This is a genomic window from Cupriavidus necator (assembly GCF_013141915.1).
Classification (GTDB): domain Bacteria; phylum Pseudomonadota; class Gammaproteobacteria; order Burkholderiales; family Burkholderiaceae; genus Cupriavidus; species Cupriavidus necator_B.
The window spans coordinates 150927-174556 of sequence record NZ_SROX01000006.1; the positions used below are offsets into that span (position 1 = coordinate 150927).

Below are 23630 nucleotides of genomic sequence, written 5' to 3' on the forward strand. Positions count from 1 at the left end.
CATGCGCCGCGCCCTGTTGACTCTGCTGTTCGCGCTGCTGGCCAGCGCCTGGCTGGCGGGCTGCGGCGGCGGTCCGGCCGCCGACGGCATCCGCACCGGCGTCGATGAACGGCTGGCGCTGGCGCTGCCGCCGGGCACGGTGCAGGTGGTTGCGCTGGAGCGCCGCGGCTCGCAAGCCGACACCAAGGCCCCGGCCGGCGAGACGCGCCGCATCGTCTATTTCGATGCGCAGCTCAAGCTGCAGCGCGACTATGACTTCGGTGCCTGGGATTCACCCGGCGTGGCCGGGCTGGTGTCAGCGCTGGGCTCGGGTCCGCGCGGCATCACCGGCATTACCAGCGGCGGCAACAAGGCCGGCGACATCATCCGTGCACACGGCACCGCGCTGTACCGGCGCGACGGCGAGCGCTGGGTCGGCGTGCTGCCGGCCGGCTACCGCCCGGCCGAGGCCCCGGCTGTCGCCACCAATGCGCAGAGCGGGCCGGCGGCGATCCTGGACGCGATGCGCAAGGTGATCGACTCCGTGCAAAAGGATGCCTCGCCGGCGCAGCGCGCGGTGATCGAGCAGGAGCTGACCACCGCGCACGCCAATATCCGCGCGCGGCTGGCGCGAGTCAATGAAGGCTATGCCATTGCCGCCGGCGCCGAGCACGGCCAGTACCTGCGCTTTGCGCAGGCGCTGGTGGCCGGCACGCGCGTGCGCGCGATGCCGCTGGTCACGCACGGCGGCGACGAGAACCTGCGGCTACTGCGAACGGGCAAGGTCTCGGTGGCGCTGGCGCAGGGCGATGCCGCGCTGGACGCCTACGAAGGCAAGGGCGCCTTCGCCGAGGACGGCCCGCAGGCCTCGCTGCGCGCCATCGGCAGCCTCTATCCGGAACCCGTGCAGGTGCTGGTGCGCGAAGCCGATCCCGCGCGCTCGGTGTCGGACCTGCGTGGCAAGCGCATCGCGGTGGGCGAGCGCGGCTCGGCTTCGCGCGGCACGGCGCTGCGCGTGCTGGCCGCGCATGGGCTGGCGGACAAGGACTTCAAGGCCGAGGAAGTGGGGCTGGGCACCGGCCTGGTGGCGCTGCGCCAGAACCAGGTCGACGCCGTGATCCAGGTGATCGGCGTGCCTGCCGACAGCATCCGCGATGCCCTGGCGGAAATGCCGCTGCGGCTGCTGCCGCTGGACGAGAAGGCCATCGCCGCACTGGTGGGCCAGAAAGCCGGCTATTTCCGCGCAGCGATTGCGCCGGGCACGTATCCCGGGCTGAGCGCGCCGGTACGCACCATCGCCACCGCCGCCATCCTGGTGACCGGTCCGGACCTGTCCGACGCTGAAGTGGCCGACCTGACGCGGCTGGTCTACCGCAACGGGCGGGACTTCGTTGCGCGCGGCAGCGCCCAGGGCGGGCAGATCGCCGTGGCGACGGCGCGCCAGGGCCTGTTGATTCCGCAGCATCTGGCGGCGGCCAAGGTGCTGGACAGCATGGGTCAGGCCAGAACCACGCCTGCCCCCGCCAGGCCCGGCAAGTTCCCTGCCGCGTCCGGGACGCCAGTCAGATAAGGGATGCGCTGGCCGGCTTCAACGCCGGCACGAGACACCGTAGAACGTTCCTGCGCGTGGATTAGACACCACATAAGCGTGGCGCTGCGCCCAGAACTGTGCGGTACGGAAGGCTTCGGCCTCGCGCTCGCTCCAATCCGTTGCCAGCAACGGCAGGGCCTCGGCATCGGTGGTCAGGTAGACGCGCGCCTGATAGCGGGCGGTCTGCATCGTGCCGGTACGGATGGTGCGGATCGTGACGTGGAGGGTCATAGGCAGCTTCTCGACAGGGCAACTACCAGATCATAACCACTTCCGTGTGTGGGATTGGTGAAACAAGTCGGTCGAACCGTTGCGAATGTGCCAAGGTGCCACGGCGCTGTCAGGTTCCGGCGCCAGCGTCGACCTACTGGCATCTTCCCGCCCCTTGGAGCCAGACATGCCTGCCAGGCCCGCCATCCTCGTCCTGACCCACCTCGCCATGCTGGCCGTCGGCTTTGCCGCAGGCATCTATGTGTTGCCGATCCTGACGGCGCAGGCGGGGGCCAGCGCAGGGCAGGTGCAGGCGGTGGCGCAGCAGGCACGCTATGCCGGCACCTTCCGCAAGGACCTGGCTGGCAGCGACGCGCTGCACTGGGCCAGCGGGCGGCTCCATGTCTCGGCAACTGCGCTTGGCTTTGAAGGCAGCGTCGCGCCGGGACCGGATTACCGGGTGTACCTGGCGCCGGCATTCGTCGACAACAAGGCGGCCTTTCTGAAAATCAAGGAGCGGTCGGTGCAGGTCGGTGAACTGAAGACCTTCGGCAATTTCACCGTGGCGCTGCCGGCCGGGGTGGACCCGTCCCAATATGCGGCGGTAGTGATCTGGTGCGAGCGCTTCGGGCAGTTCATCGGCGCCGCGGCGTATCGCTAGGGATGGCGTCCCCGGGCGTGGCGAGGCACGCGGCCCAAAGCAAAAAGAGGCCGATCAAGGCAACCGGCCCAACGAAACCCGCAAGACCAGCCGCAGGTGTCGATATGAGTGTTAAGCACCCGCCCGTGCAGCCATGGCAGCCGCCAGGCGGGCATCAGGCAGAGGCTCAGAAGCGATGGCGCAGGCCGATGGTGGCGCCGGCCTGGTTCTCGCCGGCGACCACGGTGCCGACCCCGTTCAGGCCCAGCGCCGAGCCCGACTTGTTCTTGGAGTAGCCCAGGTTCAGGTACACATCGGTGCGCTTGGACAGCGAGTAGTCCGCCGACAGCACGAACATCCACGGATCCGCATCGCTGTTGCGGGTGTCGTTGTAGTACGCCGCGCCGGTCAGCTGGAACGCCGGCGTGAAGCGGTACTGCGCGCCCGCCCAGTAGACGTTGCTGCGAGTCGAGGCCGCGGTGGCGCTGGACACGCCGTCGTCAAGCAGCCAGCGGTAGCCTGCGAACACCTTGGCCCCGCCGAAGGCGTAGGCCGCGCCCACCGCCGCGCGCTTGGCGGCGCGGTCCTGCAGCGCCACCGTGGCGCCCTGGTACTGGTCATAGGCCGCGCCGACCGAGAAGCCGCCCGCGGCATACGACAGGCCGCCGCCGAAGTTGCGCGCCACCTTGGCCTCGCCCGGGACTTCGCCGTTGTTGTCGCGGCCGAAGCTGTAGAAGCCGGTGGCGGTCAGGCCGCCAAACTTGCCGGTGTACTTGATGGCGTTGTCAGCGCGGCCGTTGAAGGCCGAGTCGACGCTGTTGAGCGAGTAGCGCGGGCCCACGCCCATCGGGTCGAAGGCGCCGAACAGGTCGTACAGCGCGTTCTGCTGGCGGCCCAGCGTGACCGCGCCCCAGCCGCCCTGCAGGCCGACGTAGGCCTGGCGGCCGAACAGGCGGTTGCCCTGGCCCGAGGTGCCGGTGTCGACGTCAAAGCCGCTCTCCAGCACGAAGATGCCCTTCAGGCCGCCGCCGAGGTCTTCGGTGCCGCGCAGGCCCCAGCGCGAGCCGGACAGGTTGCCCGAGTTCAGGCGCACGGCGGTGCCTTCGGCGCCGCCGCTGCCGGGGACGTTGCTGATGACTTCGACGCCGGCATCGACAATGCCGTAGAGCGTCACGTTGGACGTGGATTGGGCTGAGGCCACCCCGGATGCGGCCGACGCGGCCGCTGCTGCCGTCATTGCAAGGAGAGCTTTCTTCACTGTAGTTTCTCTGTGTTCTGTTTGAGGCACGACACCGCACCGGACCCAAGGCCCGATCGTCATGGCAAGTCATGGCGACCCGGCCCCGCCGGGCAAACCGGCAACGGCGCATCGTCCGCACGATTGGCGGCCGCCGCATTGTGACGGCGCAATATGAAAGCTTTGTGACCCATGCTGCGCAGCAGGAAGTGGCGCATCGCTTGCGCATGGGGGTTTTCCCTGTAACCAGCGGGAACGTTTTGGTAGGATGCAGGCTTTTCCGACGACGGTAATGCCAGTGTCCCGTGCCGCCCCGCGCCTGTGCCTCGACCGCTTCGCCTCATGAGGCTGGCTGAGATCAAGACCAGGCTTGCCCCGCTGCTGGCCTCGTTACGGGCTTCGCTGCCTGTCCCCGTTCAGCAACGCCTGTCACACCTGGCCGCGCGCACCGCGCGTGCCGGCCTGACCCGGCCCGGCACGCTGCGACCCACCCGGCGCGGCCTGCTGGCGGGCCTGGTCGCCATCCCGGCGGCCCTGCTGCTTTATGTGCTGGTACTGATTCCGTTCACGCCGGGCATCAGCGATATCCGCAAGGCCAAGTCCGAGCAGCCGGCCCAGGTGCTGTCCGCCGACGGCAAGGAACTGGCGGTGTTCAAGTGGGCCAACCGCGACTGGGTGCCGCTCAAGCAGATCTCGCCCAACGTGGTGGCGGCGCTGATCGCCACCGAGGATCACCGCTTCTACCAGCACCACGGCCTGGACTGGCGCCGCCTCGCCTCGGCCGCGCTGCATACGTTTTCCGGCGACCGCCAGGGCGGCTCCACCATCACCCAGCAGCTGGCGCGCAATCTCTATCCCGATGAGATCGGCCGCGCGCCCACGCTCACGCGCAAGCTCAAGGAAGCGATCACCGCGCTGAAGATCGAGGCGCTCTACACCAAGGACGAGATCCTCGAGACCTATCTCAACACCGTGCCGTTCCTGTACAACGCGTTCGGCATCGAGATGGCGGCGCGCACTTACTTCGACCGCCCGGCCCGCTCGCTCGACGTGCTGCAGAGCGCCACGCTGATCGGCATGCTCAAGGGCAACAGCTACTACAACCCGGTGCTGAACCCGGAGCGCGCGCTGGACCGGCGCAATACGGTGCTGGGGCAGATGGTCAAGCGCGGCAAGCTCGATGCGGCGCGCTACGAGCAGCTGAAGAAGCGGCCGCTGCGCATCGACTTTGAACGGCAAACCGAGCCGCCCGGCCCCGCGCCCCACTTTGCGCAGCAACTGCGCAAGTGGCTGATCGGCTGGGCCGACCGCAACGGCTACGACATCTACGCTGACGGTTTGGTGGTCCACACCACCATCGACGCGCGCCTGCAGGCCATGGCCACGCAGGCGGTGGTGCAGCAGGGCAACCGGCTGCAGGCGATCGCCAACGCGGCCTGGGCGCCGCGCGCGGGCTGGGCGGCCAACCAGCCGCTGGTGCAGGCCTTCGTGCGCGAGACGCCGGAGTACCGCGCCGCCGTCGCCGCCGGCACCGCCCCGGACGAGGCGCTGCGCCACCTGACGGCCGACAGCGCCTTCCTGCGCGCGCTGCACCAGAACAAGACCCGCATCCAGGCCGGCTTCCTGGCGATCGACCCGCGCAACGGCGAGATCCGCGCCTGGGTCGGCAGCCGCGACTACACCCAGGACGCCTTCGACCACGTGCAGCAGGCGCGCCGCCAGCCGGGCTCCACCTTCAAGCCCTTTGTCTACGGCGCAGCCTTCGACGAGGGCAAGACGCCCGACGATACGCTGGTGGACCAGGCGGTGGAAATCGAGCTGGCCGGCGGCGAGATCTGGCGCCCCAGCGACGAAGGGCGCCCCACCGGCCGCGCCATGACGCTGCGCGACGGCCTCGTCTATTCGCGCAACACCATCACCGCGCAGCTGATGCAGGAAGTGGGCCCCGCGCGCGTGGCGCGGCTGGCGCGCGAGATGGGCGTGCGCGACAGCCAGCTCGACGTGGTGCCGTCGCTGGCGCTGGGCACCAGCCCGGTCACGCTCAAGGAAATGGTGGCCGCCTACGGCACCATCGCCAATGCCGGCGACTACATCGCGCCGACCATGGTGACGCGCATCGAAGACCGCCAGGGCAATGTGCTGCAGGTGTTCCGCCCCGCGCGCGCCGAGCACGCGCTGCCCGCCGCGGCCAACCAAACCCTGCTCGACGTGATGCGCGACGTGATCGACCGCGGCACCGGCGCCAGCATCCGCTCGCGCTTCGGCATCCGCGCCGACGTGGCCGGCAAGACTGGCACCACTCAGGACAATGCCGATGGCTGGTTCATCCTGATGCATCCGGAGCTGGTGGCGGGCGCCTGGGTCGGCTTCAACGACAGCCGCATCACGCTGCGCAGCGACTACTGGGGCCAGGGCGCGCACAGCGCGCTGCCGATGGTGGGCGATTTCTACCAGCGCGCGCTGCGCGCCCGCATCATCGACGGCCGCGCGCGCTTTGCCGAGCATGAGGAAACCCATCTGTTCGCGTCGCTGGGCACGCAACTGCGCGGATGGTTCAGCCAGCTGTTCACGCGCGACAAGGCCAGCGAGACCCCGGCACCGCGCCCGGCGCCGCGCCGCCCGGCATTGCCCGCGCAGGAAGCCGAGATCGCGCCGCCGGCCAGTGCGGCCCCGGCCGCGGCGGCGGACAGTGACCATGAGGCGTCCAGCTTGGCGCTGGACCGGGGCGAAACGGTGATAGCGGTGCCTCCTCCGGACATGAACGACGGAAGCGCGCCGGCTGCCCTGCCCCCGGCAACTGAACCGGCCCCTGCCCCCGCGCTGCCGCCCGCATCCCCGTCGCCGGCAGCGCCGCCGGTTTCCGCGCCGGCTCCGGCAGCGCCGCCCGCGGCACCGACCACGCCTCTGGCGCCCACCATCATCACCCCGGCCGGCCAACGGTAGTCGCTGAACCATGCGCTCCGTCTGCCGGGGCGCGCTTCACACCAACCCGATATCCCGCCAAGCCACCCCGGGGAACACCTGCGCCAGCCGCGCCTCGTCCAGCCCATACAGCCGGCGGAACAGCCCACCCAGCAGCGCGCGATACTCGTTGCGCACCGGCCAGTCGCGATTCTGGTTGAGCATGGCCGCTTCCACCGCGACCTGCTCGCCGGCGATACGCCCGCCACGCACGGCGCCGCCCAGCACCCAGTAGACCGTGCCGTGGCCGTGGTCGGTGCCGCGCGTGCCGTTCTCGCGAAAGGTGCGGCCAAACTCCGATACCACCACCACGGTGGTCTTGTTCCATGCGGGACCCATCTCCGCGGCAAAGGCCGACAAGCCACGGCCAAGGTTGTCGAGCAGCCCGGCCAGCTGGCCCTGCGCGCCGCCCTGGTTGACATGGGTGTCCCAGCCGCCCACGTCGATAAAGCCAAGGTTGAAGCGCTCGCGCATCAGGCCCGCCATGCGCCGGGCCTCGGCTTCAAAGCCGCGGGCGCTAAGCGCGCGGCGGCTGGCGGCCTGCATCTCCTGCTGGCGCGACGCCATCGTGGCCGGGGCAGCGCCGGCCGGGCCGCCCTTCGGCGCTTCAGCCTGCGCCTGGCGAGCGACGGTCTCGCGCAGCTCAAAGCCCTCGTCGATCAGTGACTCGAAGCGCGTGCCGCGGTACATCTGCGCCAGCAGCCTGGCCTGGCGAGCATCGAACGGTGCGCGGCCGGCGCCCTTCAGCGAGACGTTGGGCACGTCGCGCGGGCCGGACAGCACCAGCGGCAACCCGTCGGTAAACGCCACCGGCGCGGCCTTGCCGCCCATCGCCTGTGCCAGCCGGTTGAGGAAGCCGCTGCCGCGCAACGCCGCCACGGCCTGGCGGTCCGCGCCGTCGCCGGGCAGGCCGGCCTCGATGCCGTCCTGGGTCTCGAAGTGGCTGCGCGACAAGTCGTGCGTGCCGGCGAACGGCACGAAGGCCAGCTGGCCCTGTTGCCACAGCGGCAGCAGGGTCGGCGCCAGGGCCGGATGCAGGGCCCAGTCGCCGATGCCGCGCACGGCGCTGTCGGCGCCAAAGGCGGTTGCCAGCGCCACCGCGGCATCGGGATCCACGTCGGCGCCTGGCGCGGGCGGGCGGCGGATGGCGATATTGGGGCGCGCGGCGTAGTAGAAATCACTGCCGGCCGGCACCAGCACGCTGGCGGCGTCATAGCCGCCGCGCAGGAATACCAGCAGGAAGCGCGCATCGGCCTGCGCCGGCAGCGCATAGACGCGCGCGGCGATGGCAGGCAGCGCCAGCCCCAGCGCGGCGCCCCCCATCGTCTTGAGCCATTGTCGGCGTTGCATGGCATGCCCTCCCATTGTCTTCAGCGCTGCATCCATTCGGGCGAGCCCAGCAGCAAGGTGTTCCATTCGGCCTGCGATTGCGCCTGGGCCAGCGCGGTGCGCGTGGCGGGGCCCAGGGTGGCTTCGATGGCGTCGTAGTAGAGCTTGTTGCCGATCATCGGGAAGCGCGCGCCGCGCGGCGTGGTGTCATCGCCGGCGAACAAGCCCGCCGGCCCGGAGCCGATCGCGCGCGCGATTTCGAAGCGCCGCACCATCTGCCCCGAACTGGCCCAAGCGCTTTCCGCCGACGGGTAGCCGTCGGGCGCCACGTGGCCATACAACGGCTCGCCCAGCTGGTTCAGCCAGTTCATCACCGGGCGCAGGTTGGCCACCGGGCGGCCCTCGTACGCCAGCCGCAGCGACGACACCACATAGACCATCGGGTCCTTGAACTTGCGCGGCAACAGGTCCGCTTGCCGGTCCAGCTCGGGCGCCAGCAGCATAGTGCGCAGCACCGCGGCGATATCGCCATCGGTGCGCGTGAAGGTCTGCGCCATGCGCTCGACCAGCGCGGGCGGCGGGTTGTCGGCGATGAAGTGGGCCGCCAGCCTGGCACTGACAAAGCGCGCCGTGGCCGGCTCGCGCGCCAGGATCGACACCGCGCGCACCACTTCGTCAAAGCCGGACGGCTCGATGCGCTGGCCCAGCAGTACCTTGGCGCCGAAGTCGTGGCGCGCGGGATTGAACTCGAACAGCCCGTCGCTGCGGTACAGGCCCGCGCGCACCGGCGCCAGCTTCGGCGGCGGCGTGCCGCGCAGGTTCACGCCCACGCCGGTCAGCACGCGCGCCAGCTCCTGCACGTCCTGCTGCGTATAGCGCGAGCCGCTGGGCCCGCCGGAGACACCCAGAGTATGCAGCTCCATCAGTTCGCGCGCGTAGTTTTCATTGACGCGATTGGCGCTGCTCTGGGCGTTGTCGAGATAGACCAGCATCGCCGGCGCGGTCACCGTGGCCAACAGCAGGTCGCGGAAACGGCCCAGCGCGTGGGGCCGGATGGCGTGCTCCTCATAGTCGGCCAGCAGCAGCCCGACCTGGCCCTTGCCCGCATAGACGTTGAAATGGTTCATCCAGAACCACGTCATCTGCTCGCGCAGCTGCGCCGGCGAATACAGCGCGCGCAGCAGGTGGCGCCGGCTTGCGTCGGCGACGATCTCGCGACCGTGCGCATTCAGCGCCTGGCGCGCCTGCTGCTTGCCGGCGTCGTCAGGCAGGGCGTCGATGCGCTGGCGGGCCTCGCGTGCGGCCCGGACCTGCGCCGCGGCGCCGTCGCGCAGGTTGGGCAAGGCGGCGATGACGGCGGCCAGCTCGGGCGGATCGGCCAGGGGCAGCGCCAGTTGCTGCGCGAGGAAGCCCTTGCGGCCCAGCCGGCGCAGCGCGTCCAGCGAAGCCTGGTCGGCGCCGTAGGTGACGGTATTGAGCCAGCGCAGGTCGGCGGCGGCGGTGGCGCCATGGCCGTCGCCGTTGCCCGCCGCGCCGGGCAACTGGGCACAGCCTGCCAGGCACGCGGCCAGCGCCAGCGCCGCGGCGGCGCGCCAGGCGGCCAGGCGCCCGCGGCCGGGTGGTCTCGGATGCTGCGCTGGATCCATGTGGTTCACCTCGTCCGGTTCGATCCCATCACCATGTTACGTGGCAAGCCCGGGCCGGTTGACGCGGCGGCGCCGCGCGAGTGTTACCAATGCTTTCAGCGGGCGATTGCCGGATTTGCCAAGACAGCGACGCCGCGCCTCGCTAGCCTTGCGTTTTGCCCTGCCCTTCCCGCCCCGGAGCGGAAACGCCTGCTTGCATGTCGCGTCCCCTGTCCACTGTCGGCTGGCTGCCCGCCGTGGCCTTTATCCTGATCTGGTCCACCGGCTTTATCGTCGGCAAGGCCATCGTGCCGCTGGCCGACACCAGCCTGTTCCTGCTGGGCCGCTTTGCCGTGGCCGGGCTGATGTTCGTGGCATGGTCGCTGGCCGCGCGCACGGCATGGCCGCCGCTGCGCGAGGCGCCGCGCCACCTGCTGGCCGGCGCGCTGATGCAGGGCATCTACCTGTGCGCCGGCTACGGCGCCGTGGCCCGGGGCCTGCCGCCGGCGATCATGGCCCTGCTGGGCGCGCTGCAGCCGCTGCTGACCGCGCTGCTTGCCATCCCCCTGCTGAAAGAGCTACCTTGCAGGCGGACCTGGCACGGGCTGGCGCTGGGTGCGCTCGGCGTCGCGCTGGTGGTCGCCCCCGCGATGCAGGCCGGCCTGCACGGCGCGGCCCGGCCGGTGTCGCCTTGGATCGTGTTGCTGGGCGTGCTGGCCATTGTCTCCATCACCATGGGAACCCTCTTGCAGAAGACCACCATCGCCGCCTGTGACCTGCGCGCCAGCTCGGCGTGGCAGAACCTTGGCGCCATGCTGGTCGCCGCCGCGATGGTGGCGATCCAGGCCGCCGGCGCGCCGCTGCACTGGCATGGCGGGGCGGCGCTGTGGGCCGGCCTGGCCTGGGCCGCCATCGGCCTGTCCGGCGCCGGCACCTGGCTGCTGGTGAGCCTGGTACGGCGCGGCCAGGCCGCCAATGCCGCGGCGCTGATGTTCCTGGCGCCGCCGCTGGCGGCGTTGCAGGCCTGGCTGCTGTTTGGCGAGCGCCTCGGCGCGGTGCAGGCGCTGGGCATGGCGGTGGCGGGGGCCGGCGTCTGGCTGTGCCAGACCCCCGGCAGGATGCGGCATGCCCAGGCCCGCTGAATCCCGCGCCGCGCCACTGGTCGAGCACCGGCGCTACCGGCCGCAGGCCGACGGCCACCAGCACGGCTATCACCAGCTGCTGTTCGGCCTGGCCGGCGCCACCGAGCTGGAACTCGACGGCCATGGCTACCGCGTGGACGACCGCACCGGCCTGATCGTGCCGGCCGGCAGCCATCATGACTACCTGGGCCACGACGGCAACCTGCAACTGGTGGCGGACTTTCCGGCGCAGTCGGTGGCGCTGCCCGCGCGGCTGGTGGCGCGCCCGCGCACCTTCGCGCTCGACGGGGCCTTCGGCAGCCGCGTGCGCGCCCTCGCGGCGAGGCGCGCCGCGGCCGCGGCGCGCGGGCCGCAGCACGACTGGCAACTCGCCGCCACCCTCGCCGCGGCGCTGGCTGACCGCCTCGGCATGCCCGCCGACGGCGAGGTGTTTCCGCTGATGGCCGTCGATGCCTACCTGCGCGCCAACCTGGCCGCGCCGCTGCGCGTGCCGGAACTGGCCGGGCATTTCGGCTGGAGCGCGCGGCGCTTCCAGACCCTGTTCGCCGAGGCCTTCGGCGACACCCCGCACCGCTACCAGACCCGCCTGCGGCTGGACTGCGCGCTGCAGTGGCTGTCGAATCCCCGGCTGCCGCTGGCCGAGATCGCGCTGATGTCCGGCTACCCCGACCAGACTACGTTTACGCGCAGCTTCAGCCGGCGCTTCGGACTGCCGCCGGGGGCGTGGCGGGCAGGCGCGCGTGGCTGAGGCGAATTGCGCGTTTCAGCCAGCGCACCGTTGCGCCGCGCGCGGGCACGGCGATGCCCGCGTTCCGCAACGCCCGGGCATCACGGCATGGCGCTTTCGATAACGAACGGCTAGAGTCGGAAACTACAAGCCACGGATGCGGCGATGCCCGGGCCTCAGATCCTTACCTATGTCGACGCCGGCGCTTCAGACTGGACCGCATGCCTGATGCGCACCATCGGCCATCAGCTAGCTGCCGGGGCTTACGAAATCCGCGCGGTGATGGCCCACGAGATCCGGCACGATGCGACGCTGTTCGACCATGCCGTAATGTTCGTCATGCCGGGCGGCGCCGACCTGCCCTATTGCGCGTTGCTGAACGGCGCACCGAACGCACGCATCCGGCAGTTCGTCGAGCAGGGCGGGGTCTACCTCGGCATCTGCGCGGGCGCCTACTACGCGTGTCGCGAACTGGCGTTTCATGCCGGCACCCGGGGCGCCATCTGCGGGCCGCGCGAACTGCGCCTGGTTGACGCCGTGGCGGTCGGCTCGCTGCCCGAACTCACCGGCGGCAAGCGCTATGACGGCACGCCGCGCACCACGGCCGCGGTGGAGCTCACGACCACGGACCGGCTGACCGAGGTCCCGATGTCGCTGTACACGCATTACCATGGCGGCTGCCGCTTCGACCTCGCCGACACCCCCGGGCCCGAGACCCAGGTCCTGGCCGTCTATGCAGGCATCCCCGGCACGCCGCCCGCCATCGTCAGCGCACGGGTTGGCAAGGGCCTGGCGCTGCTGACCGGCGTCCACCTCGAAATCTCGGAGCGCGAGTGCAAGGATGCGCTGCGCGGACACAGCGACATGTCCCGCTACCTCCATGTCTGCGAGCGGCTGGCGCAAACCGGCGATGCGCGCCTGGCGGTATTTCGGCGCTTGCTGGCGCACGGCGGGCTGGCGCTGGACTGAGTGCACGGCCACCTTGCGATCCTGCCGCACGGCATGCTGGATTCGAGCCCTAGCGCACCGCCTTCGCGGCCGCATCCTCGCCGAAGTGGTACAGGTGCGTGTTGTCAGGGGCCTCGCCGAAGCCCTCGCCACTCGGGCGGAACTCAATATGTCGCTGGTATTTTTCGCTGTCGGCGCGGGCATCGCGGGTGGCGAGCTGGAGCGCCTCGGCGTAGGGCAAGGGCGCCTTCGAGGCCTCGATCTCGAGCTGCATCGTTTGCTCGTTGACACGCACGCTGTACTTGCCCAGATTGAACAGCAGGTACATCGCCAGCAGGTTGTCGTAGTCCTGGTATGCCCCGGCCTCGCGGCGGAAGTCCAGCGACAGCACCGAGGGAAAGCGGTCGGGCAGGTCCTTGAAGGCCACCTTCTCTTCCTCTTGCGGATCGACATAGGTTGAGCCGCGGTACTTCTTGTACAGCACGACATCCATGCCGTAGTTGCGCTTGGCCCATTCCCTGATCAGCTTCATCGCCATCTCGGTCGGGATATTGGCGGTCGCTGCCGCCACCACGCGCGTTCCCGAAAACAGCCAGGCGCTGGTCACCGCCAGGTCGCGGTAGCCAGCGCCAAACTTGAAGGCGGAGCCAATGGTCTTGGCGCAGTTCAGGCGCAGGTAGTCGTACCGGATCGGGCCACGGTGATATTCCGTGTTGCTGCGTTGCTGGTGATAGTCGTCGTTGATGCGGCGAAGATAGGCTGCCAGCGCCGCCTTGTCCGCCGCCGGCACGCCGTAGACCCGCACACCGATCACCGAACGCTTGTAGATCTCGCCGAAGTCGAGCCCGAACGATGCGGTCGCGGCGACCGTCGAAACGGTCTTGAACAGATACTCCTGCTTGGGTATGGCGATCATCAGGTCCGCGGTGTAGCGGCCGCCGGCATGCGCGGGATCCCCGTCCGCATAGAAGTTGGCCGAATACACCACCTCGTCGCCAACCGCATCGTCACGCAGCGCCAGCGCGATATGGCCGGCGGATCCGCCTTTGGACGTGCCAAAGCTGATCAGCAGCTCCAGGTCATAAGGGTCTTCGCGAAGACGTGCCGCGATCTGCTCGATGTTGGCGGGCTCCGGCCCGCCCTTGCTGCCGAATTCGTCGGCCAGGGCCAATTGCGGCAAAAGCATCGCCACCGCGGCGAACCAGAGCGCCAGCCTCATTTTCATTCTTCCCCCGACTTGTGGACGCACAAGGCTGACCGCGACATGCCGACGATACCATGCTGCACGTCGCCACGGCGCTCGACTGCCCATGCGATCCGCTACAATCTCTGTCTTTCGAGGACGACCTCGCCCGCACCGGGTATGAATGTCCGGGACGGCCCGGCTCTTGATCAAGGAGCCGTCATGGCTTGGATATTTCTCGTCATCGCCGGAGTGCTCGAGGTGCTTTGGGCCTACTCCATGAAGCAGTCTGAAGGCTTTTCACGCCTTGGCTACTCGGCCATCACGATCGTGGCCATGATTGCCAGCTTCGCCCTGCTATCGCTGTCAATGAAAAGCCTGCCGCTCGGCACGGCCTACACCATATGGACTGGCATCGGCGCCGTCGGCGCGTTCCTGGTGGGGCTGCTGGTGCTGGGCGAACCCGCCAGCGCAGCCAGAATCCTGGCGGCTGGACTGATTGTCAGCGGGCTCGTGATGATGAAGATGGCGTCCTGAGGGTCCGGCATCGGCCTCGCCTTGCCCAACCGCGGCGGGCCCGCTTCCGAGGTTGCCCCTTGCAAGCCGGCGGAATCCGCCCCGACGCATCCGGTCTGCGCTCAGAACGCCTTGCTCAGCTCCAGCCCGCCATAGAAGGCACGCGGCTCGCCCGCTGTCTTCTTGACGCCGCCGAAGAAGCCAAGGTTCACGCCCTTGCCGATGGCAATGCCGGTCAGGACCAGGCCACCTTGCGTGGCATGGTAGAACGGGTCGCCGTGCTTGATGAATTCCACGCCGGCCCAGGCATCGCCAAAGACCTTGTAAAGCAGGCGGCCGCGCGCCCAGTAGGCCTTGGGTCCAAAGTTGTAGCTGGCGATGCCGTTGACTGCCCAGTTCCGCGCGAACTCCTGTTGCCCCAGCACGGTCAGCGCGAGCCCCCATTCGCCGCCGTCGGACCGATTGTCCGCACCCTCGGGCGACACCCGGTTGTAGCGGTAGCGTGCCCCGACCGAGGCCTCGGCCCAGCCGCTTGCCCAGCCCTTCTGCACGCCAAGCGCCGCTTCGGCGGACTGCCCGTTTACCGACACGGTGGTACCGTTCGCACCATACTTGTAGTGGTAATCGCTGACCACGAACTTCTGGGTCAGGAATGGGACAGGCGTGAGATTGCCGGTGATGCCCGCGTATTCGCTGCGCTCGCCGCCGCCGGCAAGGCTTGCGCCACCGAACAGAAAGGGACCCGCGGCCGCCGGCAGCGCGGCCAGCAGCAACAAGCCGCCGAGCAGTGTCGCTGCAAGCCGCCGGCATGCTGCGCCATGGCCTCTGTACGCCATCATGAATGTTCCCAGGTTAAGCCGCGCTATGCGGTGCAATGTTGTACAGGTGGAAGTCGCCGGTCGGCGTGGTCACCCGCCCCGTGGGCGTGAGCCGGATGGCCTGTTCATGGGCAGCGCCCGCCTCGGTGGCCTGCGGCTGGCGCAGGGTCGCACCGGCGTTCAGGTCCAGTTCGATGCTGCTGAACAGCAGCGGCGCCGCGCCTTCCATGGTAGCGATGGCAACCGGCAGCATATCAACGCGCAACGGCTGCATCAACAACGCCGCTGCCCAGATATACGCGGCCGACGACCGGCCCTCGTCACGCCTGAGGATCTCGGCAAGACGCGTCAGCGGCGGCGTCTCGGTCTCGCGCAGCGCGCCCATCTCGAGCTGGAGCCGGCTGCCGAACAGGAACGTCTCCAGCGCGCCGGTGTTGCCATCCGCTGTCCAGTTGAAGCGCAGGCCGACCGACATGCCGTAGGAAGCGCCAGGCCGGGACGCCTTGACGAAGGTAGCGATAGCGGTGTCGCGGACAACGAGGTTGGGCAGATGCACCGCAACGCCGACCACGTCGCCCAACGCCAGGCCCGGCATCGCTTCGCCCCGGTACAGCGCGCCGTTCGGTGACAGGTCCGCGGTCAGTCCGAGATACGTCTTGTCGTTGATGGTCAGCGTGGTCGGCACGCGCAGCGGAAAGCGATATTCCGTGCGGCGGTTGCGTGAGTGCTTGCGGGCATAGGACGCCACGGCGACGGCGGAGCCCAGCGTCATCAGCGTCCAGAACAGCGTCACCAGGCCGGCGCCGAGCGCGATGCTGCCGGTGTAAATCCGATACAGGCCGACCGGCACGCTGGCCGCGGCCAAGGCGCAGAGGACCAGCAACGGAGACAGCCATAGCCACATCTTGCCGGTCTGGGACATCTGCTTGTCGGTGACGGCAAACGGGATATTCTTGCGGAACAGGCCGACACTGGTCGACATGAAGGCAAAGAACCGCGCCATGGCGTACTGTTCGCTCAGGAACAGCGAGTTGTAGCCGCGCCCGAGTTCCAGGTGGACCAGGATCGACAGCAGGTAATACAGGCAGAACAGCAGCAGGAACGTGTTCAGCGGCGAGATGATCGGCAGCACGCCGGTCAGGAACACCACGGGCGGCGTCAGGAAGAAAACCAGCTTCTGCCAGCCTTCGAAGAAGAACAGGGCCGAGGCCAGATAGTTGAGGCGCTGCCCTAGCGTAAGCCCGCGCCCGAACAGGATGTTCTCGCGCCGGAATACCTGCATCGAGCCCATGCCCCAGCGCATGCGCTGCTTCAGGTAGGTATCGATGCTATGCGGCGCCAGGCCGAACGCCAGCGACTCGGCATGGTACACGGACTGGTAGCCGAGCTTGTGCATGCGGATCGCGGTGTGCACGTCCTCGGTCACGGTTTCCGTCGCAAAGCCGCCGATCCGCTCCACCGCGGCGCGCCGGATCACGGCGCAGCTGCCGCAGAAGAACGCGGCATTGAGCGCATCCTTGCCGCGCTGGATCACCTTGAAGAACAGCGCCTGTTCATCCCACACCCGCTTCTTGCCCAGGCGGTGGTTGAAGGAATCGATATTGAAAAAGTCCTGCGGCGTCTGCACGAATGCGACCCGCTGGTCGCGGAAATAACCCAGCGTCTTGACCAGGAAATCCTTGCGCGGCGCGTGGTCGGCGTCGAAGATCGCGATCAGTTCGCCGCTGCTGTGCTGCAGCGCGTGGTTCAGGTTGCCGGCCTTGGCGTGGGCGTTGTCGCCCCGCGCAAGATAGCGGCAACCCAGCTCCTGCGCGAGCGCGCGCATCGATTCCCGGCGGCCGTCGTCAAGCAGCCAGGTGGCATGCGGATAATCCATGCGTATCACCGCCAGCAGCGTACGGCGAATCAGCTCGACCGACTCGTTATAGGTCGGCACGTAGACATCGACGGACAGGCCTGGTTCAGGGGGCGGCGCCTGCCGCACCGACAGCCGGTACGTCATCAGCACAAAGAGCAGGCCGCTGATATAGCCGTAGACTTCCGCCGCATAAAGCGGAATGGAGAGCAGCGGCGCCGAGACATTGATCGTGTCGACGCGCCAGGCGAGGTACGCCAATCCCGCCAGCACATAGGCAACCACAAGCAACCGGATGGACCGACGGGGCTGTTCTGTTGTCATGCTTTCGTTCTGGGCTGGCGTTATTTTTCTTTGGTCACCATGACCATGGGAAAGAACACGAGCGGCCAAGCGCAGTTGACCGGTACAGAAGATGCTGGTGAAATCCCTGACGCCCGCAAATCATGCCGCGGGCTCCAGCCATGCAGGGTGGTCATGCCGATGCGCCCGATCGCGCAAGGCCGCACCAACATCCGGTTACAGCATAGAGGATTTGGCGCATTTCGTAAGCAGTGCATGGGCAAAAGCCGGTGCAGCATCCGCAAAGCGCCGTGGCAGCATGCTGCGGATTAAAAAACGCTAATCTCAGAGTTCAGCACCTGCGCAGGTTGCGTGCGCGCAGATCGCGTCCGGCGCATGCCACCAGCACGCGGCCACCCCTGGCGGCTCGTTTAGAATTTTGCGCAAGCGTTGCGATTCGGATGGATCGCGCACTCCCCTGACCGTCGTTCACCCGTTCGCAATGACTGCCCCCCTGGAACTCGTCGGAAACCATCCGTCGGTCGCCGCCTTGCGCGACCTGGTTGCACGCGTGGCAAGAAGCCAGGCCCGCACCGTCCTGCTTTACGGTGAAACCGGCACCGGCAAGAGCCTGGTGGCGCGCATGCTGCACCAGCAATCCAGCCGCGCGGCGGCAGAGTTCATCGACATCAATTGCGCGGCAATTCCAAGCCAGCTGCTGGAGTCCGAGTTGTTCGGCCATGAACGCGGTGCGTTTACCGGTGCAGTGGGCAAGAAGGAAGGGCTGATCGAGGCCGGCAATGGCGGCACGGTGTTCCTGGATGAGGTGCGCGAACTGGACCTGGTGATGCAGTCCAAGCTGCTGACGCTGCTGGATACCCGGCGCTTTCGCCGTGTGGGCGCGATCCGGCCGATCAGCGTCGACGTGCGCTTTATCGCCGCCACCAACAAGATCCTGCTCAGCGAAGTCAATGCCGGCAAGTTCCGCGAGGACCTGTACTACCGGCTGCAAGTCATCTCGATCAATATCCCGCCCTTGCGCGAGCGCGGCGACGACATCCTGCTGCTCGCGCACCATGCGCTGCAGCGCTACAACCGCCAGTACGGCAGCCGGATGGAGCGGATCGACCCCGAAGTCGAACGCATCTTCCGTGCGTACCGCTGGCCCGGCAATGTGCGGGAGCTGGAGAACCTGCTGGAGCGCATCTGCCTGCTTGAGCCAGGCCACTGCGTGGTGCCGGCACACCTGCCGGCGCGGATCCTGCGCGAACTGGACGTCGCCGCGACGCCGACCAGCGCCGCGCCCATGGCTGCCGCGCCGCCAGCAAGCGAAGCGCCGGTCGGCCCGCTGGACTACTACGCCGCTACGGCGCGCTTCCAGGCGGGATTGATCGAACAGGTGTTGTCGGCCTGCGGCGGCAATCTCGCCGAGGCCGCGCGCCGGCTCGGACTCAGCCGCCATGCGTTGCGCCACCAGATGAGCAAGCTGGGACTGCCCTCCGGCTGACGCGGCGCGGATCCCGCGCAAAGGCGTGAATTGCACGCCGCCCCGACGCGTGAAATTCGCGCAGCGCCTCTTCCTGTTTTCACAACTCCTTGATCCTCAAGGGAAATTTCGCCATCTTCCGGCTGGCATAGCTTCTGCGTAGTGGGTGTCGCGTGTCTCGCTTTAACGAAGCGACACCTAACCGGAGAATGTTGAATGCAGTCGCTGAAGATCATTTGCCCCAATGGCCATCTCGGCTTTGCCCCGCTGCGCACGGGCAGTTTCGAGGTCGGCGTGGCCGCTGCGCCGGACTACATCGCGGCCGATTCGGGCAGCGATGATGTCGGCCCGGTGCCGCTCGGCTCGGATACCTCCACCAGTCCCGAAGCGTGGCAGCGCCATGACCTCGAGCACATGCTGCTGGCATCGCGGCGGCTGGGCGTGCCGATGATCATCGGTTCGGCCGGCGATACCGGCACCAACAGCCGCGTCGACCTCTATGTGGATATCCTGCGCGACATCGCGCAACGGCATGGCCTGCCGCGGTTCCGCATTGGTTATTTCTATTCCGAGGTGCCGAAGTCGCTGGTGCGGGAACAGCTGGGCGCCGGGGAAGCCATCCGCGGCCTCGACGGCTTTGGCGACCTGACGCTGCCGGAACTGGATGCCACCGACCGCATCGTCGCCATGGCGGGCGTGCACCCGTACCTGGAACTGCTGCGCCAGGGCGTCGACGTCATCATCGGCGGCCGCAGCTCCGATGCCGCCGTGTTCGCCGCACCGGCGCTGCACCACGGCTTTGCCGCCGATCATGCCTATTACCTGGGCAAGGTGCTGGAGTGCGCGTCGTTCTGCGCGGAGCCGTACGGCGGCAAGGAGACCGTGCTGGGCGAAATCACGCATGGCGACGTCCGCGTGACCGCCATGCATCCCGAGCAGCGCTGCACCATTGCCTCGGTGGCCGGGCATGCCATGTATGAGCGCTCCAATCCGTTCGAGGAATTCGTCGCCGGCGGCAGGCTCGACATGAGCCAGTGCCGCTACGAGCAGATCGATCCGCGCACCACGCGCATCACCGGCTCCCGCTTTGAGCCCGCGTCACAGGTGCGCGTCAAGCTGGAGGGCTCGGGCAAGGTCGGCGAGCGCTACGTCGGCCTGTGCGGCATCCGCGACCCGTACACCATTGCCAACGTGGACCGCGTCATTGCGTGGGCGCGCGAGCAGGTGCGCGCGCGCTTCGGCGACACCGGCTATGCACTGCACTACAACGTTTATGGGCGCGACGGGGTGATGGGCGAACTGGAACCGCTGCGCGACCGCCCCGGCCACGAACTTTGCGTGATGGTGCAAGGTGTGGCACCCACCCGCGCCATGGCCGAGGAAGTCGCGATGATCGGCCTGCGCCAGATGTTCTACGCGCGGCTGCCGGATGTGAAGGGCACCGCTGGCTCGGTATCGTTCCCGCTGGACGAAGTGCTGCACGCCAGCCCCGCCTACCGCTGGACGCTGAACCACACCATGGCCGTGCGCGACCCGCTCGCGCTGTTCCCCACCCATATCGTCGAAGCCGGCGTTTGACGCGCCCCGTTGCCAGGGATACCACCATGACCATTGCCAATTCCTCCTCTCCCGCCGCGGCGCCGACGCAGCCGCTGCACGCGCTCGCCAAGACCATCCGCAGCAAGAACGCCGGCGTCAACAAGATCACGTTCGACATCATTTTCCGCGAGCAGGCCGAATATGAACGGGTCAAGCGGTCCCGCGTGCTGACCCCCGAAAGCATGGCCGCGTTGTTCCGCGTGCCGGTGGCGCGCATTTCGGATTTCGTCGAATACGAGCCAGCCTTCGCCATCAAGTTCACCATGTACCGCGCGCAGCCCAGCGGCAGCGCGGGCGATGGCGACATCTTCGGGGCGCAGCAGTATGCGCCGTTGCTGACGCTGGAAATCCCGGCCTGATGCCTCCGCGCGGCCTGGCATGGCCCGGATCGGTCCAGGCCGCGCCGGCCGCTTCCGCAGCATTGCCCGCTGCCTTGCTGCACAACGACAAGTTCGGGAAGACGTATGGACAAGACCCTTTTCAAGCGTACCTGGCACCGGCTGGCACCCCGCCTGCCCGCAGCGCTGACCGCGGCCGTGCTGGCCGCCTCGCCACTGTCCGCAAGCGCTGCGCCGGCCGAGCATGCGGCTGCGGTGCCGCCGCTGATGCGGATCGTGGTGCCGTTTTCGGCGGGCGCCAGCAACGACGTGATCGCCCGCGCGATCGCGCCGGCCCTGGCCAGGCGCCTGGGCAACACCGTCATCGTGGAGAACCGCCCCGGGGTTGCAGGCGTGCTGGGCGCGGACTACGTGGCCAAGGGGCCGCGCGACGGTTCCGTGCTGCTGCTGACGTCGTCGACTTTCCTGACCGCAGCCGCCACCCAGGCGCGCTCGCCGTATGACCCGCTGACCGCGTTCGCACCGGTCGCGCTGGTCGCCGACGGTCCGCTGCTGCTGGCGGTGTCGTCAACCATCGCGGCATCCCGGTCGATCCGCACCCCGGCCGATCTCATCGCCGCGGCGCGGGCCAGGCCGGGAGCCATCAGCTATGGCTCGGCCGGGGTGGGTTCGCTCGGCCAGCTCGCCACGGAACTGCTGTGCGACATCTCGAAGGTCCAGATGATGCACGTGCCTTACAAGGGCGCCGCCAACGCGCTGATCGACCTGGCCGCCGGGCAGATCGACGTGATGATGTCGAACTACAGTTCGATCGCCACACAGATCAAGTCCGGCAAGGTCAAACCGCTGGCGGTGACCTCCGCTGCGCCGAATCCTGCGTTTCCGGATTTGCCGCCTTTGGCCGCATCGGTGCCGGGCTATGGCATCGAAATCTGGGTCGGCGTGCTGGCGCCAGCGGGTGCGCCCGCCGCGCTGGTGCAGCGGCTCAATCGCGAGATCGCCGAGATTGCCGCATCCGCGGAAGTGCGCACGATCCTGGAGCCGGACGGGTCACGCCCGCTGGCCGCGACGCCCGCGGAGTTCGGCGCCCGCATGAAGCAGGACCTTGCACAGTGGAAGCGCATCGCCGTGGAACGCAAGATCGTCGCGGAATAGGCGCTGCCGCGCCCGGGCCTGCACCGCCGCGCTTGCGGGGGTAGAATCTGCGCCTCACACCGAAGAAGGCCGTCAGGTCGGCCGCATGCCGGCTCGATAGCGGTCCTTCTGTCGTTTCGGAGATCCCCTTGCTGCGCGCGTTCGAACGTCTGCTTGATCCCTTCCCGCCTGACGAGGCGCCGCCGCCGCCCAAGGGCCTGGCGGCCTTCCTGTGGGCCTGCACCCGCGGCACACGCCGCTATTTCGTCGCACTCGCGCTGCTCAGTGCCGGCGTGTCGATCTACGAGGCGTGGCTGTTCGCCTTCCTCGGGCAAGTAGTGGACTTGCTCTCGGCCTGGCAGGCTGGCCGGCAAGCATCGGCACAGGAACGGCGTGTGCTGTGGGGCATCGGCATCGTGCTGGTGGCCAGCATCGGCCTGGTGGCGCTGCGCACCATGGTGCAGCACCAGGTGCTGGCGATCAACCTGCCGCTGCGGCTGCGCTGGGACTTTCACCGGCTCATGCTCAGGCAGAGCCTGTCCTTCTTTTCCGACGAGTTCGCCGGGCGGGTCACCACCAAGGTCATGCAGACCGCGCTGGCGGTGCGCGAAGTGCTGTTCACCTTCATCGAGATCGTGCTCGCCATCGGCGTGTACTTCATCACCATCATCGCGCTGGCAGGCGGCTTCGATGGCCGGCTGATGCTGCCCTTCATCGGCTGGATCGTGCTGTTCGGCCTGGCCATGCTGTATTTCGTGCCGCGCCTGGGCCAGGTCGGGCAGGAGCAGGCCCATGCGCGCTCGTCGATGACCGGACGCGTTACCGACGCCTACACCAACATCACCACCGTCAAGCTGTTCTCGCATACCCGGCGCGAGGCGCACTTCGCGCGCGCGGCGATGGAGGATTTCAAGGAAACGGGGTTCCGGCAGATGCGCCTCGTCAGCCAGTTCGAGATCGTCAACCAGGCCCTGGTGGCGGGATTGATCCTGGCGGCGGGCGGCTATGCGCTGTGGCTGTGGCATGGGGCCGAGATCGGCACCGGCGCGGTGGCCGCGGTCACCGCCATGGCCCTGCGCATCAATGGCATGTCGCACTGGATCATGTGGCAGATGGCTTCGCTGTTCGAGAATATCGGCACGGTGCAGGACGGCATCGCCACCCTGACGCACGTGGCCAAGGTGCAGGACGCGCCGGGCGCGCCCGCGCTGCAGGTCAAGCGCGGCGAAGTGGAATTCGACCAGGTCTGCTTCAACTACAACGGCGAACGCCAGGTGCTCGACGGCCTCAGCCTGACCGTGCGACCCGGCGAGAAAATCGGCCTGGTGGGCCGCTCCGGCGCGGGCAAGTCCACGCTGATCAACCTGCTGCTGCGCTTCTACGACGTGGACAGCGGCCAGATCCGCATCGACGGGCAGGACATCGCCGGGGTCACGCAGGACAGCCTGCGCAGCGCCATCGGCATGGTCACCCAGGACACCTCGTTGCTCCATCGCTCGATCCGCGACAACATCGCCTACGGCCGCCCCACCGCCACCGACGCGGAGATCCGCCGCGCCGCCGTGCATGCCCAGGCCGATGACTTCATCCGCCAGCTGAGCGACCAGCATGGCCACGCCGGCTACGACACCCTGGTCGGCGAACGCGGCGTCAAGCTCTCGGGCGGCCAGCGCCAGCGCGTCGCGATCGCCCGCGTCATGCTCAAGAACGCGCCGATCCTGCTGCTGGACGAAGCCACCAGCGCGCTGGACTCCGAAGTCGAGGCCGCCATCCAGGAAAGCCTCGACGAAATGATGGAGGGCAAGACCGTGATCGCGATCGCCCACCGCCTCTCCACCATTGCCGCCATGGACCGCCTCATCGTGATGGACCAGGGGCGCATCATCGAACAGGGGACACACGCCGCATTGCTGGCGAAGAACGGCACCTATGCGCGGCTGTGGCGGCACCAGAGTGGCGGCTTCCTGGGTGAAGAGCAGGACGAGGTGGCCGACTCGGTCCAGTAGCGCGGCAGGCGACGCTCAGGAACG

19 protein-coding genes are annotated in these 23630 nt (G+C 68.4%); 12 read left to right on the forward strand and 7 right to left on the reverse strand.

What is annotated here, in order from left to right; translation table 11 throughout:
- Nucleotide 1 precedes the first annotated feature (1 nt).
- Nucleotides 2-1549 carry a TAXI family TRAP transporter solute-binding subunit gene (locus tag E5S69_RS13865; protein WP_171515228.1) on the forward strand — a complete coding sequence of 516 codons (1548 nt, stop codon included), beginning with the start codon at nucleotides 2-4 and terminating at the stop codon, nucleotides 1547-1549.
- A gap of 18 nt (nucleotides 1550-1567) precedes the next feature.
- Here the strand turns inward: E5S69_RS13865 and E5S69_RS13870 are convergent, their stop codons facing one another.
- Nucleotides 1568-1801: a CDP-diacylglycerol pyrophosphatase gene (locus tag E5S69_RS13870; protein ID WP_171515229.1), complete on the reverse strand. Its 234-nt coding sequence runs from the start codon at nucleotides 1799-1801 to the stop codon at nucleotides 1568-1570.
- A 166-nt stretch (nucleotides 1802-1967) separates the two neighbouring features.
- Here E5S69_RS13870 and E5S69_RS13875 point away from each other — a divergent pair, with 166 nt between their 5' ends.
- A complete protein-coding gene (locus E5S69_RS13875; protein ID WP_171515230.1) occupies nucleotides 1968-2441 on the forward strand; it encodes a DM13 domain-containing protein in 474 nt (157 codons plus the stop codon).
- Nucleotides 2442-2607: 166 nt separating this feature from the next.
- On the opposite strand, the gene E5S69_RS13880 is transcribed toward E5S69_RS13875, so the two are convergent.
- Entirely contained in the window at nucleotides 2608-3678 is a 1071-nt protein-coding gene (locus E5S69_RS13880; protein WP_171515231.1) for a porin, read from the reverse strand.
- A gap of 321 nt (nucleotides 3679-3999) precedes the next feature.
- On the opposite strand from E5S69_RS13880, the gene E5S69_RS13885 reads away from it, so the two are divergent.
- Complete coding sequence (locus E5S69_RS13885; protein WP_171515232.1) at nucleotides 4000-6600, forward strand: penicillin-binding protein 1A; 2601 nt, start codon at nucleotides 4000-4002, stop codon at nucleotides 6598-6600.
- A gap of 36 nt (nucleotides 6601-6636) precedes the next feature.
- On the opposite strand, the gene E5S69_RS13890 is transcribed toward E5S69_RS13885, so the two are convergent.
- Together E5S69_RS13890 and E5S69_RS13895 are read right to left on the reverse strand one after the other, a co-directional pair.
- Complete coding sequence (locus E5S69_RS13890; RefSeq protein WP_171515233.1) at nucleotides 6637-7968, reverse strand: DUF1501 domain-containing protein; 1332 nt, start codon at nucleotides 7966-7968, stop codon at nucleotides 6637-6639.
- Nucleotides 7969-7988: 20 nt separating this feature from the next.
- Complete coding sequence (locus E5S69_RS13895; protein WP_171515234.1) at nucleotides 7989-9593, reverse strand: DUF1800 domain-containing protein; 1605 nt, start codon at nucleotides 9591-9593, stop codon at nucleotides 7989-7991.
- A 197-nt stretch (nucleotides 9594-9790) separates the two neighbouring features.
- Between E5S69_RS13895 and E5S69_RS13900 the strand changes: the two genes are divergently transcribed.
- From E5S69_RS13900 to E5S69_RS13910, 3 genes are all read left to right on the forward strand, one after another.
- Nucleotides 9791-10714, forward strand: coding sequence for a DMT family transporter (locus E5S69_RS13900; RefSeq protein ID WP_171515235.1), 924 nt, complete (start codon nucleotides 9791-9793; stop codon nucleotides 10712-10714).
- Nucleotides 10698-11462, forward strand: a complete 765-nt coding sequence (locus tag E5S69_RS13905; RefSeq protein ID WP_171515236.1) for a helix-turn-helix transcriptional regulator — start codon at nucleotides 10698-10700, stop codon at nucleotides 11460-11462. The genes E5S69_RS13900 and E5S69_RS13905 overlap by 17 nt, the downstream gene beginning before the upstream one ends.
- Nucleotides 11463-11606: 144 nt before the next feature.
- A complete protein-coding gene (locus tag E5S69_RS13910; protein ID WP_171515237.1) occupies nucleotides 11607-12410 on the forward strand; it encodes a BPL-N domain-containing protein in 804 nt (267 codons plus the stop codon).
- A gap of 49 nt (nucleotides 12411-12459) precedes the next feature.
- Here E5S69_RS13910 and E5S69_RS13915 read toward each other — a convergent pair whose 3' ends face one another.
- Nucleotides 12460-13608: a hypothetical protein gene (locus E5S69_RS13915; RefSeq protein ID WP_171515238.1), complete on the reverse strand. Its 1149-nt coding sequence runs from the start codon at nucleotides 13606-13608 to the stop codon at nucleotides 12460-12462.
- A gap of 186 nt (nucleotides 13609-13794) precedes the next feature.
- On the opposite strand from E5S69_RS13915, the gene E5S69_RS13920 reads away from it, so the two are divergent.
- Nucleotides 13795-14109, forward strand: coding sequence for a DMT family transporter (locus E5S69_RS13920; protein WP_171515239.1), 315 nt, complete (start codon nucleotides 13795-13797; stop codon nucleotides 14107-14109).
- 101 nt (nucleotides 14110-14210) lie between these two features.
- On the opposite strand, the gene bcsS is transcribed toward E5S69_RS13920, so the two are convergent.
- Complete coding sequence (gene bcsS / locus E5S69_RS13925) at nucleotides 14211-14924, reverse strand: cellulose biosynthesis protein BcsS (protein ID WP_171515372.1); 714 nt, start codon at nucleotides 14922-14924, stop codon at nucleotides 14211-14213.
- Between the two features lie 16 nt (nucleotides 14925-14940).
- A complete protein-coding gene (locus E5S69_RS13930) occupies nucleotides 14941-17085 on the reverse strand; it encodes a glycosyltransferase (protein ID WP_171515240.1) in 2145 nt (714 codons plus the stop codon).
- A 460-nt stretch (nucleotides 17086-17545) separates the two neighbouring features.
- On the opposite strand from E5S69_RS13930, the gene E5S69_RS13935 reads away from it, so the two are divergent.
- The 5 genes from E5S69_RS13935 (at nucleotide 17546) to E5S69_RS13955 (ending at nucleotide 23606) form a co-directional block, all read left to right on the forward strand.
- The gene (locus E5S69_RS13935; protein ID WP_171515241.1) at nucleotides 17546-18550 is read left to right on the forward strand and encodes a sigma-54 interaction domain-containing protein; all 1005 of its coding nucleotides are present in this window, start codon (nucleotides 17546-17548) and stop codon (nucleotides 18548-18550) included.
- Nucleotides 18551-18745: 195 nt separating this feature from the next.
- Nucleotides 18746-20107, forward strand: a complete 1362-nt coding sequence (locus tag E5S69_RS13940) for an acyclic terpene utilization AtuA family protein (protein ID WP_171515242.1) — start codon at nucleotides 18746-18748, stop codon at nucleotides 20105-20107.
- 26 nt (nucleotides 20108-20133) lie between these two features.
- A complete protein-coding gene (locus E5S69_RS13945; protein ID WP_171515243.1) occupies nucleotides 20134-20487 on the forward strand; it encodes a DUF4387 domain-containing protein in 354 nt (117 codons plus the stop codon).
- A gap of 105 nt (nucleotides 20488-20592) precedes the next feature.
- Entirely contained in the window at nucleotides 20593-21621 is a 1029-nt protein-coding gene (locus E5S69_RS13950) for a tripartite tricarboxylate transporter substrate-binding protein (protein WP_171515244.1), read from the forward strand.
- Nucleotides 21622-21749: 128 nt separating this feature from the next.
- The gene (locus tag E5S69_RS13955; protein WP_171515245.1) at nucleotides 21750-23606 is read left to right on the forward strand and encodes an ABC transporter ATP-binding protein; all 1857 of its coding nucleotides are present in this window, start codon (nucleotides 21750-21752) and stop codon (nucleotides 23604-23606) included.
- Nucleotides 23607-23630: the final 24 nt, after the last annotated feature.